This is a genomic window from Pseudomonas frederiksbergensis, assembly GCF_001874645.1.
GTDB classification, from domain to species: Bacteria; Pseudomonadota; Gammaproteobacteria; order Pseudomonadales; family Pseudomonadaceae; genus Aquipseudomonas; species Aquipseudomonas frederiksbergensis_B.
The window spans coordinates 2,918,450-2,932,552 of the sequence record NZ_CP017886.1 but is presented as its reverse complement, the minus strand read 5'-3'; the positions used below and the strand labels follow the sequence as shown (position 1 = coordinate 2,932,552).

Below are 14,103 nucleotides of genomic sequence, written 5' to 3'. Positions count from 1 at the left end.
TCATGCCGTGCGGCGCAGTATCAGCAGATGGCGTTGGCCTTGGCAACCGGGTACGGCCAGGGCGTGTTCGCTATCGAGGTGGAAGTCTGCCGGCAATGCTACCAGCTCGTCGCGTGGATGAACGCCCTTCATTGCCAGCCAACGTGTATCGCTATCGCCCAAGTGGCGAGTCCAGTTGCTGAAGTTCTCCATGCTGCTGAATGCCCGGGAAATGATCCCGTTGAACGGCAGTTCAGGCGTGAAGGCTTCGACGCGACTGTGGATAACTTGCAGGTTATCCAGTTTGAGTTCGAGTTTGACCTGAGTCAGGAAGCGGGTTTTCTTGCCGTTGCTGTCCAGGCACGTCACTTGCGACTCAGGAAACAGGATCGCCAGTGGAATACCCGGCATACCGCCGCCGCTGCCAACGTCCAGCCAGCGACCGTTTTCGATGAAGGACATCACGCTCAGGCTGTCGAGCAGATGCCGTGAAACCATTTCGTCCGGATCACGCACGGCCGTGAGGTTGTAGGCCTTGTTCCATTTGATCAACAGGGCGAGATAACCCAGCAGCTGCGCGTGCTGGGTTTCTGTCAGGTTGACACCGAGTTGGCGAGCACCTGTGGATAACTCTTCGGCGTGTTGCGAGGTGACCATCGAACTCAAGCGCTTTGCTCCAACTGACGGCCCGCGCCGCGTTTTTTCAAATGAATCATCAACAGCGAAATCGCTGCCGGGGTCACGCCCGGAATCCGCGAAGCCTGGCCCAGGGTCTCTGGTCGGGTCGCGCCGAGCTTGCTCTGGATCTCTTTGGAGAGACCGGAGATGTTTGTGTAATCGATATCCACAGGCAATTTGGTGTCTTCACTGGCCCGCAGGCGAGCGATTTCATCTTGCTGGCGGTCGATGTAACCGGCGTATTTGGTCTTGATTTCGACCTGCTCGGCGACCTGTGGATCTTCTGCACCGGCGCCTGTCACCGAGATCAGACCAGCGTAGTCGATTTCCGGACGGGTCAGCAGGTTCAGCAAGTTGTATTCGTGAGTCAGTGGCGTGCCGAATTTTTCGGCGATCGCGTCGCCCTGTTCCGTACCGGGGCGAACCCAAGTGCTTTTCAGGCGTTGCTCTTCCACTTCGATGCTTTCGCGTTTTTTGCAGAATGCCGCCCAGCGCACGTCATCCACCAGACCCAGTTCACGACCTTTTTCGGTCAAACGCAGGTCGGCGTTGTCTTCGCGCAGGATCAAACGGTATTCGGCGCGGGACGTGAACATCCGATACGGTTCCTGAGTCCCCAGGGTAATCAGGTCGTCGACCAATACGCCGATGTACGCTTCGTCGCGACGCGGGCACCAGCTGTCTTTGCCCTGAGCACGCAATGCTGCGTTGGCCCCGGCCAGCAAACCTTGAGCGCCGGCTTCTTCGTAACCGGTGGTGCCGTTGATTTGTCCGGCGAAGAACAGACCGCCGATGACTTTGGTTTCCAGGCTGTATTTCAGGTCACGCGGATCGAAGTAGTCGTACTCGATGGCATAGCCCGGGCGAACGATGTGGGCGTTTTCCATGCCGCGAATCGACTGCACGATCTGCAATTGCACATCGAACGGCAAGGAAGTGGATATCCCGTTCGGGTACAGCTCGTGGGTGGTCAAACCTTCCGGTTCGATAAAGACCTGATGGCTTTCCTTGTCGGCAAAGCGGTGAATCTTGTCTTCAATCGACGGGCAATAACGTGGGCCGATACCTTCGATCACTCCGGAATACATCGGCGAACGGTCGAGGTTCGAGGCGATGATCTCGTGAGTGCGGGCGTTGGTGTGGGTAATCCAGCAACTGACCTGTGCGGGATGCTGTTCTTTGGAACCCAGGAACGACATCACCGGAATCGGTGTATCGCCGGGTTGCTCAGTCATGACCGAGAAATCCACAGAGCGACCGTCGATACGCGGCGGCGTACCGGTTTTCAGGCGACCCACGCGCAATGGCAGTTCACGCAGACGATGTGCCAGGGCAATCGAGGGAGGATCACCGGCCCGACCGCCGGAATAGTTCTGCATGCCGATGTGGATAAGTCCACCGAGGAAGGTGCCAGTGGTCAACACCACGGAATCCGCAAAGAACCGCAGGCCCATTTGGGTGACAACACCACGCACTTGTTCCTGTTCGACGATCAGGTCGTCGGCCGCCTGTTGAAATATCCACAGGTTCGGCTGGTTCTCGAGAATCTCGCGCACAGCGGCCTTGTACAGAACGCGGTCGGCCTGGGCGCGAGTAGCGCGCACGGCTGGGCCTTTGCGGCTGTTCAAGACGCGAAACTGAATACCACCTTTATCGGTCGCCATGGCCATCGCGCCGCCAAGGGCATCGATTTCCTTGACCAGATGACTCTTGCCGATCCCGCCAATCGCGGGGTTGCAGCTCATTGCTCCGAGGGTTTCCACGTTATGCGTCAGCAACAGGGTTTTTGCCCCCATACGTGCTGATGCAAGTGCTGCCTCGGTACCGGCATGACCGCCGCCGATGACGATCACTTCAAAACGGGAAGGGAAATCCACCACGCACCTCGTGCCTGCTTCAGTTAGGTAATCAGGAATAGTTTGAGCTCAGGTTTTTGGACCTGGTCGACAAGTATAGGGACTTCGCCCTTTCTAAAGAACCCTTTGCACAAAATTTAACCAGCTGTGGGTAAGTCACGAACAATAGAAATTAAAAAGAAAGAAATTTATTAAATCTTTGTTTTTATGTTTATTTCTATAGAGCATCATTTCTGTGGATAGATCTATACAGATCTTTATTTTCAATGTGTACAGAGGATTTAAAACCTGTGGTCATGTGCCAAGGAGGCCCTTGGATAACCGGTGTAAGCCTGTGGATGAATGGGGTGGTTATCCACAGAGGTGGTTTTCCTCAGTTTTGAAGCCCTGTTATCAACTGTGCTCAGTGGCAGTTATTCACAGGGCTTAATCCACAGAAAATCGCTGAATAGGGCAAATTCCGCCCACGGGGAAACCACCAGGACGATGGATACGCATGGCAGCGGAAGAAGAAAAAGGGATTTGATGCGATACCCACCCTCGTAGGAGCTGGCGCAGGCTGCGATCTTTTAGCGGTTCATGTGCCTATAAAGCTGAAACGCACAGGCCAAAACATCAAAAGATCGCAGGCTACGCCAGCTCCTACGTGAAGGAATGGGCTATTTACCGATACAGAAGCTGGAAAAGATTCTGCCCAACAGGTCGTCAGAGGTGAATTCGCCGGTAATTTCACCCAACGACTGCTGTGCCTGACGCAAATCTTCAGCCAGCAACTCTCCCGCACCGGCCAAGGTCAGCTGCGCACGGCCATGTTCGAGTGAGGCACTGGCATGGCGCAGGGCTTCCAGGTGGCGCCGGCGAGCGCTAAAACTGCTTTCTGAGGTCTGCTCATAGCCCATACAGGCCTTGAGATGATCGCGCAGTAGCTCCAGACCTTCGCCTGCCGACCTGGCGCTCAGGCTGATGGTTACGTGGCCATCGTCGCTGACTTCCAGTGCTATCGCTTCACCGGTCAGGTCTGCCTTGTTACGGATCAAGGTCACTTTGGCCGGATCCGGGCGTTGCTCGAGGAATTCTGGCCACAAGGCAAAAGGATCGAGTGCCTCAGGGGCAGTGGCATCGACCACCAGCAACACCCGATCTGCCTCGCTGATGGCCTTCAATGCACGTTCCACACCGATTTTCTCGACCTGGTCATCGGTATCACGCAAGCCAGCCGTGTCGACCACATGCAACGGCATACCATCGATGTGGATATGTTCGCGCAGGATGTCCCGGGTGGTGCCGGCAATCTCGGTCACAATGGCCGCTTCACGGCCGGCCAATGCGTTCAGCAGGCTGGATTTACCGGCATTCGGACGACCGGCGATCACCACGGTCATGCCATCGCGCAGCAACGCGCCCTGCCCGGCTTCACGCAATACGGTGGATAACTCGTCGCGTACCGCGTCGAGCATCTTCAGTACGTGACCATCGGCAAGGAAGTCGATTTCTTCTTCCGGGAAGTCGATTGCCGCCTCGACGTAGATCCGCAATGCAATCAGTTGCTCGGTGAGGTTATGCACACGCTGTGAAAACGCACCTTGCAACGAACGCAAAGCGTTTCGTGCCGCCTGTGCAGAACTCGCTTCGATCAAATCGGCGATGGCTTCGGCCTGGGCCAGGTCGAGTTTGTCGTTGAGGAAGGCGCGTTCGCTGAATTCACCCGGCCGGGCCAGACGGCAACCCAATTGCAGGCAGCGCTGCAGCAACATATCCAGAACGATCGGACCGCCGTGGCCCTGGAGTTCCAGCACATCTTCGCCGGTGAATGAATTCGGCCCTGGGAAATACAGGGCAATGCCTTCGTCCAGCACCTCTTCGTTTTCACTGAGAAACGGGCCGTAATGAGCAAATCGCGGTTTCAGTTCACGACCGCTGATGGCTTTCGCTGCAAGACTCGCCAACGGCCCGGAAATACGGACGATACCGACACCGCCACGGCCTTGAGCAGTGGCGACGGCGGCGATGGTTTCACGAGGAACGCTCATGATTCGATATCCAGATAAAAATGGCAGATAGCAAAACGCCCCACTAGGGGGCGTTTTGAGTGGTTATCCACAGAGTAAGTTATGCGGCGGCTTTTTTGGTAGCCGCTTCAATCTTACGAGTGATGTACCACTGTTGGGTGATGGACAGGCAGTTGTTCACAACCCAGTACAGCACCAGACCTGCCGGGAACCACAGGAAGAAGAAGGTGAAGATGATTGGCATCAGCTTCATCACCTTGGCCTGCATCGGATCCGGAGGAGTCGGGTTCAGCTGCTGCTGGATGAACATGGTTGCGCCCATGATGATCGGCAGAATGAAGAACGGATCTTTGATCGACAGGTCGGTAATCCACAGCATGAACGGTGCCTGGCGCATTTCCACGCTTTCCAGGAGTACCCAGTACAGGGAAAGGAAAACCGGCATCTGCACGAGGATTGGCAAGCAACCACCCAGCGGATTGATCTTCTCTTTCTTGTACAGCTCCATCATGGATTGCGACATTTTCTGCCGGTCATCGCCATGTTGTTCTTTCAGAGCAGCCAGTTTCGGCGCCACTGCACGCATGCGCGCCATGGATTTGTAGCTGGCAGCCGACAGCGGGAAGAAGATCCCTTTGATCAGCATGGTCAGGAAGATGATCGACCAACCCCAGTTACCGACGATCGCGTGGATGTGTTGCAGCAGCCAGAAGATCGGCTGGGCAATGAACCACAGAATGCCATAGTCGACAGTCAGTTCCAGACCTGGGGACAACTCTTTCAGAACAGCCTGGCTTTTCGGACCTGCGTACAGCGTAGCGCTGGTTTCAGCCTTGGCACCTGGCGCAACGGACAATACCGGGCCAGTGAAACCGATGATGTAGTTGCCTTGGCTGTCTTTACGAGTCTGCACTACGTTGCTGTCGTTCTTGGCTGGAATCCAGGCAGTCACGAAGTAGTGTTGCAGCCAGGCGACCCAGCCACCGTTAACGGTTTCTTTCAGCGACGCCTTGTCGATATCTTTCATCGACACTTTTTTGTACGGCTCTGCACTTGTCCACAGGGCAGCGCCCAGGTAAGTGGCAGTACCGGTAGCGGTGGTCGAAGAAGGATCGGCACTTGCATCACGCTTGAGCTGGGCAAACAGGTTGCCAGTCCAGGCCTTGTCGCTGGTGTTGTCGATCAGATAAGTGACTTTCAGATCGTACAGACCGCGAGTAAAGCTGAAGCGCTTGATGTAATTGACGCCAGCGTCGCTGAATTTCAGGTCAACGTTGAGCTGGTTCTGGCCATCAGCCAGTTGATAAGTCTTCTGTTCGGTCGAGTAAACCGGACGACCGGTAGGGCGAGCATCCGGACCGTTGGTACCGGTCAGACCGCTTTGGGCCAGGTAAGTACGTTCGCCGCCGTTATCAAACAGCTGGAACGGAATTTCCGGATGGTCCTGACGACGTGGATACTGCGGCAGCATCAGCTGGGCGATATCACCACCTTGAGGATCGATAGCCAGTTCGAGCACATCCGTTTTGACGTGGATGAGGTCTTTATTGGTGACTACCGGCATTGCGGTAGGGGTACTGATATCGGTATTCGCGCTGGGTACATCGGCACTGGCGGCAGCATTGTTACCAAGTGGCGTGTCCGGAATAGCCGGGGCAGCCTGATTGGCAGCAACATTCTGAGTCGGCAGGGCAGCCTGACCATAGTCCTGGTTCCATTTCAGAACCATAACGTAGGACACGATTGCCAGGGCGACGATCAGGATCGTGCGTTTAATATCCATGATTACTCGGCCATCGAAGAAGAACGGGAGGTAGGGATAGATGGAACCGGGTCATAACCACCGGGATTCCACGGATGACAGCGACCTAAACGACGAAAGGTCAGCCAGCCACCGCGCAGAAGGCCATGATTTTCTATGGCTTCATACGCGTAGCAGGAACAACTGGGGTAGAAACGACAGTGGCTGGCCATCAAAGGACTGATGGCATAGCGATAAAACTGGATCGGAATGAGCGCCAGTTTACGCATCAGTGCTGTCTACCCCTACAGTTTCGGTTTTGACTGCTGGTACCGGCGTGCTGCGTGCCAGACGTTTCCAGAGTTTGCCGAAATGCTGAATCAATTCGGGGTTTTCTACGTCGCCCAAACCTTTGCGCGCGACGATAACGATATCCCAACCAACCAGAGAATCCTGGTGGAGGCGAAACGATTCGCGCATCAGACGTTTGAGGCGATTGCGCTCAACGGAGAGCTTCACACTCTTTTTCCCGATAACCAGCCCTAGACGGGGGTGATCGAGATCGTTGGTGCGTGCAAGGAGCAGGAGATTTTTCCCCGGAACCTTGCCGGTAGGGGAGTCAAAGACTGCCTTGAAATGCCGGGGGGTAAGCAAACGCTTTTCCCGACTGAAGTCCTGACTCACCTCCAGTACCGGATTATCAAACTGCCAGACGCGCACGACCTTTGGCGCGACGACGCGACAGGACGGCACGGCCGTTTTTGGTAGCCATGCGAGCACGGAAACCGTGGGTACGAGCGCGTTTGATAGTGCTTGGTTGGAAAGTACGTTTCATGTCGTGTTACCTGGTTCGTCCACAACGGGCCGGAATGGCCCCCGTTTTAAGAGACCGGGGATTCTAGAGAAAGCAAGCCTCTAGGTCAATTTCCAACCAACGTTTCCTTCAAATGGATATCCAGGGGGACGTCCTTGAAAGGTGGACAGCTAGATATAAAAATAAAGAAGGGAATTATTTAAAGCTTTTCTGTAAAGCTTATAAAAGCTAGGCCCGCCATGATCTGTGGATAACTACCTTAAGCCCATCTATTCCGTGCTGTACAGAGAATGACAACTACAGTGGAAAACGGTGTTAAGCCTGTGTTGCGCTGTCGGATAAGCTGTGTGTGGAATGGGTTGTTATCCACAGGCAGGTTATCCACCGGGTTTGCCCCCCACTTGTACAACGAGCTTAAGTGGGCTTATCCACAGAGCTTATGCACAGACCGTTGGTCGTCTTTTTTGCGTATAACGCGTTGATTCTTCGACCCCCGTGAGCAACCTACGTGTGGATAAGTCGGCGTCTGGCCGCTACAATGGCCGCTTGTTTTTGCCTCACCGGCTTTCAACTTAGGGGATATCCGTGTCAGTGGAACTTTGGCAGCAGTGCGTGGAGCTTTTGCGCGATGAGCTGCCTGCCCAACAATTCAACACTTGGATCCGTCCACTACAGGTCGAAGCCGAAGGCGACGAGTTGCGTGTCTACGCACCGAATCGTTTTGTTCTCGACTGGGTCAACGAAAAGTACCTGAGCCGCGTGCTCGAGCTGCTGGATGAGCATGGCAACGGCATGGCGCCGGCGCTTTCCTTATTAATAGGCAGCAAACGCAGTTCGGCACCTCGTGCAGCACCGAATGCACCGTTGGCTGCAGCGGCGTCTCAAGCCCAGGCAACTGCCGCGCCGGCACCGGTCAGCGCACCAGCCGTGCCGACCAAGCGCGCAACGCAAAAAGTCGCCGAGGTCAGTGAAGAGCCGTCCCGCGACAGCTTCGACCCAATGGCTGGCGCCAGCTCGCAACAGGCCCCGGTACGGGCGGAACAACGCACCGTGCAGGTCGAAGGCGCGCTCAAGCACACCAGTTACCTGAACCGCACCTTCACCTTCGAGAACTTCGTCGAAGGTAAGTCCAACCAACTGGCCCGCGCGGCCGCCTGGCAGGTTGCGGACAATCCCAAGCACGGTTACAACCCGCTGTTTCTGTATGGCGGCGTTGGCTTGGGTAAAACCCACTTGATGCACGCTGTGGGTAACCACCTATTAAAGAAGAACCCGAATGCCAAGGTTGTGTACCTGCATTCCGAGCGCTTCGTGGCCGACATGGTCAAGGCTTTGCAACTGAATGCGATCAACGAGTTCAAGCGCTTCTACCGTTCGGTCGACGCACTGCTTATCGATGACATTCAGTTCTTCGCCCGCAAGGAGCGTTCCCAGGAAGAATTCTTCCACACGTTCAACGCGCTGCTTGAAGGTGGCCAACAGGTCATCCTCACCAGCGACCGTTATCCGAAAGAAATCGAAGGCCTTGAAGAGCGCTTGAAGTCGCGCTTCGGCTGGGGCCTGACAGTTGCCGTCGAGCCACCGGAACTGGAAACCCGCGTCGCGATTCTGATGAAGAAGGCCGACCAGGCTAAAGTTGACCTGCCGCACGATGCTGCGTTCTTCATTGCCCAGCGTATTCGTTCCAACGTCCGTGAACTCGAAGGCGCGCTCAAACGCGTGATCGCCCACTCGCACTTCATGGGCCGCGATATCACCATCGAGTTGATTCGCGAGTCCCTGAAGGACCTGTTGGCACTTCAGGACAAACTGGTCTCTGTGGATAACATTCAGCGCACCGTCGCCGAGTACTACAAGATCAAGATTTCCGATCTGCTGTCCAAACGCCGTTCGCGTTCGGTCGCACGTCCGCGGCAAGTGGCCATGGCCCTGTCCAAGGAGCTGACCAACCACAGCCTGCCGGAAATCGGCGATGTGTTTGGCGGCCGCGACCACACCACGGTGTTGCACGCCTGCCGCAAGATCAACGAACTTAAGGAATCCGACGCGGACATCCGCGAGGACTACAAGAACCTGCTGCGTACACTGACCACTTGATGAACACCAGCGCAGCTTATTAAGGCAAGGGACTAGACCATGCATTTCACCATTCAACGCGAAGCCCTGTTGAAACCCCTGCAACTGGTCGCAGGCGTCGTCGAACGCCGACAGACCTTGCCGGTGCTTTCCAACGTGCTGCTGGTTGTCGAAGGCCAGCAGTTGTCGCTGACCGGTACCGACCTGGAAGTCGAGCTGGTCGGTCGTGTGCAACTCGAAGAGCCGGCCGAGCCGGGCGAAATCACTGTCCCGGCGCGTAAGCTGATGGACATCTGCAAGAGCCTGCCGAACGACGCGCTGATCGACATCAAGGTCGATGAGCAGAAGCTCGTGGTGAAGGCCGGCCGCAGCCGCTTCACCCTGTCGACGTTGCCAGCCAACGACTTCCCGACTGTCGAAGAAGGCCCGGGATCGCTGACCTGCAGTCTTGCGCAGAGCAAGCTGCGTCGTTTGATCGAACGCACCAGCTTTGCCATGGCTCAGCAGGACGTTCGCTACTACCTCAACGGCATGTTGCTGGAAGTCTCGGCCGGCATCATCCGCGCCGTGGCCACCGACGGTCACCGTCTGGCCATGTGCTCGATGCAGGCTGACATCGGTCAACCGGATCGCCATCAGGTGATCGTTCCACGTAAAGGTATTCTGGAACTGGCGCGTTTGCTGACCGAGCCGGATGGCAATGTCAGCATCATTCTGGGCCAGCACCATATTCGCGCTACCACCGGCGAGTTCACCTTTACCTCGAAACTGGTCGACGGAAAGTTCCCTGACTACGAGCGTGTTCTGCCCAAAGGCGGCGACAAGCTTGTACTGGGCGATCGTCAGGCACTGCGCGAGGCATTTAGCCGTACTGCGATTCTGTCCAACGAGAAGTACCGCGGCATTCGTCTGCAACTGGCCAACGGTCAGCTGAAGATCCAGGCGAACAACCCGGAACAGGAAGAGGCGGAAGAAGAAGTTGGCGTTGAGTACAACGGTGGTTCGCTGGAAATCGGCTTCAACGTGAGCTATCTGCTTGACGTGCTGGGCGTGATGACCACTGAGCAAGTGCGTTTGATCCTGTCTGATTCCAACAGCAGTGCGCTGGTGCAAGAGTCCGACAACGACGACTCGGCTTACGTTGTCATGCCGATGCGCCTGTAAACATGTTCAGCAGACGCTAGATGTCCCTCAGTCGTGTCTCGGTCACCGCGGTGCGCAATCTGCACCCGGTGACCTTCTCCCCCTCCCCCCGCATCAACATCCTGTACGGCGCCAACGGCAGCGGCAAAACCAGTGTTCTGGAAGCCATCCATCTGCTGGGGCTCGCCCGTTCGTTTCGTAGTACCCGCCTTTTACCGGTCATCCAGTACGAGCAGTTAGCGTGCACGGTGTTTGGCCAGGTCGAGTTGGCCGAGGGTGGGCACAGCGCATTGGGGATATCCCGGGACCGCCAAGGGGAGTTTCAGATTCGCATCGACGGTCAGAACGCCCGCAGTGCTGCGCAACTGGCAGAAATCCTGCCGCTGCAATTGATCAACCCCGACAGCTTCCGCCTGTTGGAAGGCGCGCCGAAAATTCGCCGGCAGTTTCTGGATTGGGGTGTGTTCCACGTGGAACCACGGTTCATGTCCACTTGGCAGCGCTTGCAGAAGGCCCTGCGCCAGAGAAACTCTTGGCTGCGGCATGGTACACTTGACGCCGTTTCGCAAGCGGTTTGGGACAGAGAATTGTGCCAGGCCAGCGCTGAAATTGATGAATACCGCCGCGCTTATATCAAAGCCTTGAAACCAGTCTTTGAACAGACCTTGAGCGAACTCGTCGAACTCGAGGGCTTAACGCTTAGCTATTACCGGGGTTGGGACAAAGAGCGAGAGCTGAGTGCAGTGCTCGCCGCGTCTGTTCACCGGGATCAGCAAATGGGTCATACCCAGGCCGGACCACAACGCGCTGATTTGCGTCTTAGATTGGGCGCACACAATGCCGCGGACATCTTGTCTCGTGGTCAGCAGAAGTTGGTGGTCTGTGCGTTGCGGATTGCCCAAGGGCATTTGGTCAGCCAGGCCCGGCGCGGCCAATGTATTTATCTGGTGGATGACTTGCCGTCCGAGCTGGATGAGCAGCACCGCCGCGCGCTTTGCCGTTTGCTGGAAGACTTACGCTGCCAGGTTTTTATCACCTGTGTAGATCACGAATTATTGAGGGAAGGCTGGCAGACGGAAACGCCAGTCGCCCTGTTCCACGTGGAACAGGGCCGTATCACCCAGACCCACGACCATCGGGAGTGAAGGCATGAGCGAAGAAAATACGTACGACTCAACGAGCATTAAAGTGCTGAAAGGCCTGGATGCCGTACGCAAACGTCCCGGTATGTACATTGGTGACACCGACGATGGCAGCGGTCTGCACCACATGGTGTTCGAGGTGGTCGATAACTCGATCGACGAAGCTTTGGCCGGCCATTGCGACGACATCAGCATCATCATCCACCCGGACGAATCCATCACCGTGCGCGACAACGGTCGTGGCATTCCGGTAGACGTGCATAAAGAAGAAGGCGTCTCGGCGGCTGAGGTCATCATGACCGTGCTGCACGCTGGCGGTAAATTCGATGACAACTCCTACAAAGTATCCGGCGGTCTGCACGGTGTAGGTGTGTCGGTTGTAAACGCCCTGTCCGAAGAACTGATCCTGACCGTTCGCCGTAGCGGCAAGATCTGGGAACAGACTTACGTTCACGGTGTTCCACAAGAACCGATGAAGATCGTTGGTGAAAGCGGGTCCACCGGTACACAGATCCACTTCAAGCCTTCGGCTGAAACCTTCAAGAACATCCACTTCAGCTGGGACATCCTGGCCAAGCGGATTCGTGAATTGTCCTTCCTCAACTCCGGTGTCGGCATCGTCCTCAAGGACGAGCGCAGCGGCAAGGAAGAGCTGTTCAAGTACGAAGGTGGCCTGCGTGCGTTCGTTGAATACCTGAACACCAACAAGACTCCGGTCAACCAGGTGTTCCACTTCAACGTCCAGCGTGAAGATGGCATCGGCGTGGAAATCGCCTTGCAGTGGAACGACAGCTTCAACGAGAACCTGTTGTGCTTCACCAACAACATTCCTCAGCGCGATGGCGGTACTCACCTGGTGGGTTTCCGTTCCGCACTGACGCGTAACCTGAATACCTACATCGAAGCGGAAGGCCTGGCGAAGAAGCACAAAGTCGCCACCACCGGTGACGATGCCCGTGAAGGCCTGACCGCGATCATTTCGGTCAAGGTGCCGGATCCGAAGTTCAGCTCCCAGACCAAAGACAAGCTGGTTTCTTCCGAAGTGAAGACCGCGGTCGAACAGGAAATGGGCAAGTACTTCTCCGACTTCCTGCTGGAAAACCCGAACGAAGCCAAGCTGGTTGTCGGCAAAATGATCGACGCGGCCCGTGCTCGTGAAGCAGCGCGTAAAGCCCGCGAGATGACCCGTCGTAAAGGCGCACTGGATATTGCCGGCCTGCCGGGCAAACTGGCGGACTGCCAGGAAAAAGACCCAGCCCTGTCCGAACTGTACCTCGTGGAAGGTGACTCTGCTGGCGGCTCCGCCAAGCAGGGACGTAACCGCAAGACCCAGGCGATTCTGCCCCTCAAGGGCAAGATCCTGAACGTCGAGAAGGCGCGTTTCGACAAGATGATCTCTTCGCAAGAAGTGGGCACTTTGATCACTGCGCTGGGTTGCGGCATCGGCCGCGACGAGTACAACATCGACAAGCTGCGTTATCACAACATCATCATCATGACCGATGCTGACGTCGACGGTTCGCACATCCGTACCCTGCTGCTGACCTTCTTCTTCCGTCAGTTGCCGGAGCTGATCGAGCGTGGCTACATCTACATCGCTCAGCCGCCGTTGTACAAAGTGAAAAAGGGCAAGCAAGAGCAATACATCAAAGACGACGACGCCATGGAAGAGTACATGACGCAGTCGGCCCTGGAAGATGCGAGCCTGCACCTGAACGAGGAAGCACCGGGTATCTCCGGCGAAGCCCTTGAGCGTCTGGTGAATGACTTCCGTCTGGTGATGAAGACCCTCAAGCGTCTGTCGCGCCTGTACCCACAGGAACTGACCGAGCACTTCATCTACCTGCCAGCGGTGAGCATGGAGCAACTGTCCGATCATGCAGCGATGCAGAATTGGCTGGCCCAGTTCGAAGTTCGCCTGCGCACCGTCGAGAAGTCCGGCCTGGTCTACAAAGCCAGCCTGCGTGAAGACCGTGAACGTAACGTCTGGCTGCCAGAGGTCGAACTGATCTCCCACGGCCTGTCGAACTACGTCACCTTCAACCGCGACTTCTTCGGTAGCAATGACTACAAGACCGTCGTGTCCCTGGGCGCTCAACTGAGCACCTTGCTGGACGAAGGCGCTTACATTCAGCGCGGCGAGCGCAAGAAAGCCGTCACCGAGTTCAAGGAAGCCCTTGAATGGTTGATGGCCGAAAGCACCAAGCGTCATACCATCCAGCGATACAAAGGTCTGGGTGAGATGAACCCGGATCAGTTGTGGGAAACCACCATGGACCCAGGCTCGCGCCGGATGCTCAAAGTGACCATCGAAGACGCCATTGGCGCGGACCAGATCTTCAACACCCTGATGGGTGATGCGGTCGAGCCACGTCGTGACTTCATCGAAAGCAACGCCTTGGCGGTGTCTAACCTGGACTTCTGATCCTGTTGTAGGTTCGCAAAAAAGATGCACACTTTCAAAAGTAAATGAGTCTGGCCTACCCTAAGAGGTAGGCCAGACAAAAGGCCAGCGCACAGCGCTGGCCTTTTTTTTTGGGGATTTTTCGGACATCGAGGGTCGACCTAACTGCTAGGCTTATTCTCAATGAACTGTCGGCACTTAATCGTGTCTATGGAAGCAGGGACGATTCAGTAACTACATGGCCGGCGGTGCTGATCAAAT

The 14,103-nt window shown here is 56.1% G+C and carries 11 protein-coding genes; 4 read left to right on the top strand and 7 right to left on the bottom strand.

All coding sequences use genetic code 11. The features are described from left to right. From rsmG to rpmH, 7 genes are all read right to left on the bottom strand, one after another. Positions 1-636 (bottom strand): 16S rRNA (guanine(527)-N(7))-methyltransferase RsmG, encoded by a 636-nt coding sequence (rsmG, locus tag BLL42_RS14120; protein ID WP_174553357.1) that lies wholly within the window; start codon positions 634-636, stop codon positions 1-3. Positions 637-641: 5 nt separating this feature from the next. Then, complete coding sequence (mnmG, locus tag BLL42_RS14115) at positions 642-2,534, bottom strand: tRNA uridine-5-carboxymethylaminomethyl(34) synthesis enzyme MnmG (protein ID WP_071552651.1); 1,893 nt, start codon at positions 2,532-2,534, stop codon at positions 642-644. Positions 2,535-3,172: 638 nt separating this feature from the next. Further along, positions 3,173-4,543 carry a tRNA uridine-5-carboxymethylaminomethyl(34) synthesis GTPase MnmE gene (gene mnmE, locus BLL42_RS14110; RefSeq protein WP_071552650.1) on the bottom strand — a complete coding sequence of 457 codons (1,371 nt, stop codon included), beginning with the start codon at positions 4,541-4,543 and terminating at the stop codon, positions 3,173-3,175. A 79-nt stretch (positions 4,544-4,622) separates the two neighbouring features. Beyond that, positions 4,623-6,305, bottom strand: a complete 1,683-nt coding sequence (gene yidC, locus BLL42_RS14105) for a membrane protein insertase YidC (RefSeq protein WP_071552649.1) — start codon at positions 6,303-6,305, stop codon at positions 4,623-4,625. 2 nt (positions 6,306-6,307) lie between these two features. Beyond that, positions 6,308-6,553, bottom strand: a complete 246-nt coding sequence (gene yidD / locus BLL42_RS14100) for a membrane protein insertion efficiency factor YidD (RefSeq protein WP_071552648.1) — start codon at positions 6,551-6,553, stop codon at positions 6,308-6,310. Next, positions 6,546-6,947: a ribonuclease P protein component gene (gene rnpA / locus BLL42_RS14095; protein WP_031319651.1), complete on the bottom strand. Its 402-nt coding sequence runs from the start codon at positions 6,945-6,947 to the stop codon at positions 6,546-6,548. Before rnpA ends, yidD begins: the two co-directional genes overlap by 8 nt. Before the next feature lie 16 nt (positions 6,948-6,963). Next, positions 6,964-7,098, bottom strand: coding sequence for a 50S ribosomal protein L34 (gene rpmH, locus BLL42_RS14090; RefSeq protein WP_003213577.1), 135 nt, complete (start codon positions 7,096-7,098; stop codon positions 6,964-6,966). Positions 7,099-7,662: 564 nt separating this feature from the next. On the opposite strand from rpmH, the gene dnaA reads away from it, so the two are divergent. Genes dnaA through gyrB form a run of 4 tightly spaced genes read left to right on the top strand, consistent with a single transcriptional unit; the run spans position 7,663 to position 13,863 of the window. After that, on the top strand, positions 7,663-9,174 hold the full coding sequence (dnaA, locus tag BLL42_RS14085; RefSeq protein WP_071552647.1) for a chromosomal replication initiator protein DnaA: 1,512 nt from the start codon (positions 7,663-7,665) through the stop codon (positions 9,172-9,174). A 39-nt stretch (positions 9,175-9,213) separates the two neighbouring features. Further along, the gene (gene dnaN / locus BLL42_RS14080) at positions 9,214-10,317 is read left to right on the top strand and encodes a DNA polymerase III subunit beta (protein WP_071552646.1); all 1,104 of its coding nucleotides are present in this window, start codon (positions 9,214-9,216) and stop codon (positions 10,315-10,317) included. Positions 10,318-10,337: 20 nt separating this feature from the next. Beyond that, complete coding sequence (gene recF / locus BLL42_RS14075) at positions 10,338-11,441, top strand: DNA replication/repair protein RecF (RefSeq protein WP_019694407.1); 1,104 nt, start codon at positions 10,338-10,340, stop codon at positions 11,439-11,441. Between the two features lie 4 nt (positions 11,442-11,445). Further along, complete coding sequence (gene gyrB, locus BLL42_RS14070; protein ID WP_071552645.1) at positions 11,446-13,863, top strand: DNA topoisomerase (ATP-hydrolyzing) subunit B; 2,418 nt, start codon at positions 11,446-11,448, stop codon at positions 13,861-13,863. The last annotated feature ends 240 nt before the right edge of the window (positions 13,864-14,103 follow it).

Bases quoted from the DNA above. Each gene is read 5' to 3' on its own strand.
- gyrB (WP_071552645.1), top strand. From the start codon at position 11,446: ATGAGCGAAGAAAATACGTACGACTCAACGAGCATTAAAGTGCTGAAA.
- yidD (WP_071552648.1), bottom strand. From the start codon at position 6,553: ATGCGTAAACTGGCGCTCATTCCGATCCAGTTTTATCGCTATGCCATC.
- rsmG (WP_174553357.1), bottom strand. From the start codon at position 636: ATGGTCACCTCGCAACACGCCGAAGAGTTATCCACAGGTGCTCGCCAA.
- dnaN (WP_071552646.1), top strand. From the start codon at position 9,214: ATGCATTTCACCATTCAACGCGAAGCCCTGTTGAAACCCCTGCAACTG.
- yidC (WP_071552649.1), bottom strand. From the start codon at position 6,305: ATGGATATTAAACGCACGATCCTGATCGTCGCCCTGGCAATCGTGTCC.
- recF (WP_019694407.1), top strand. From the start codon at position 10,338: ATGTCCCTCAGTCGTGTCTCGGTCACCGCGGTGCGCAATCTGCACCCG.
- mnmE (WP_071552650.1), bottom strand. From the start codon at position 4,543: ATGAGCGTTCCTCGTGAAACCATCGCCGCCGTCGCCACTGCTCAAGGC.
- rpmH (WP_003213577.1), bottom strand. From the start codon at position 7,098: ATGAAACGTACTTTCCAACCAAGCACTATCAAACGCGCTCGTACCCAC.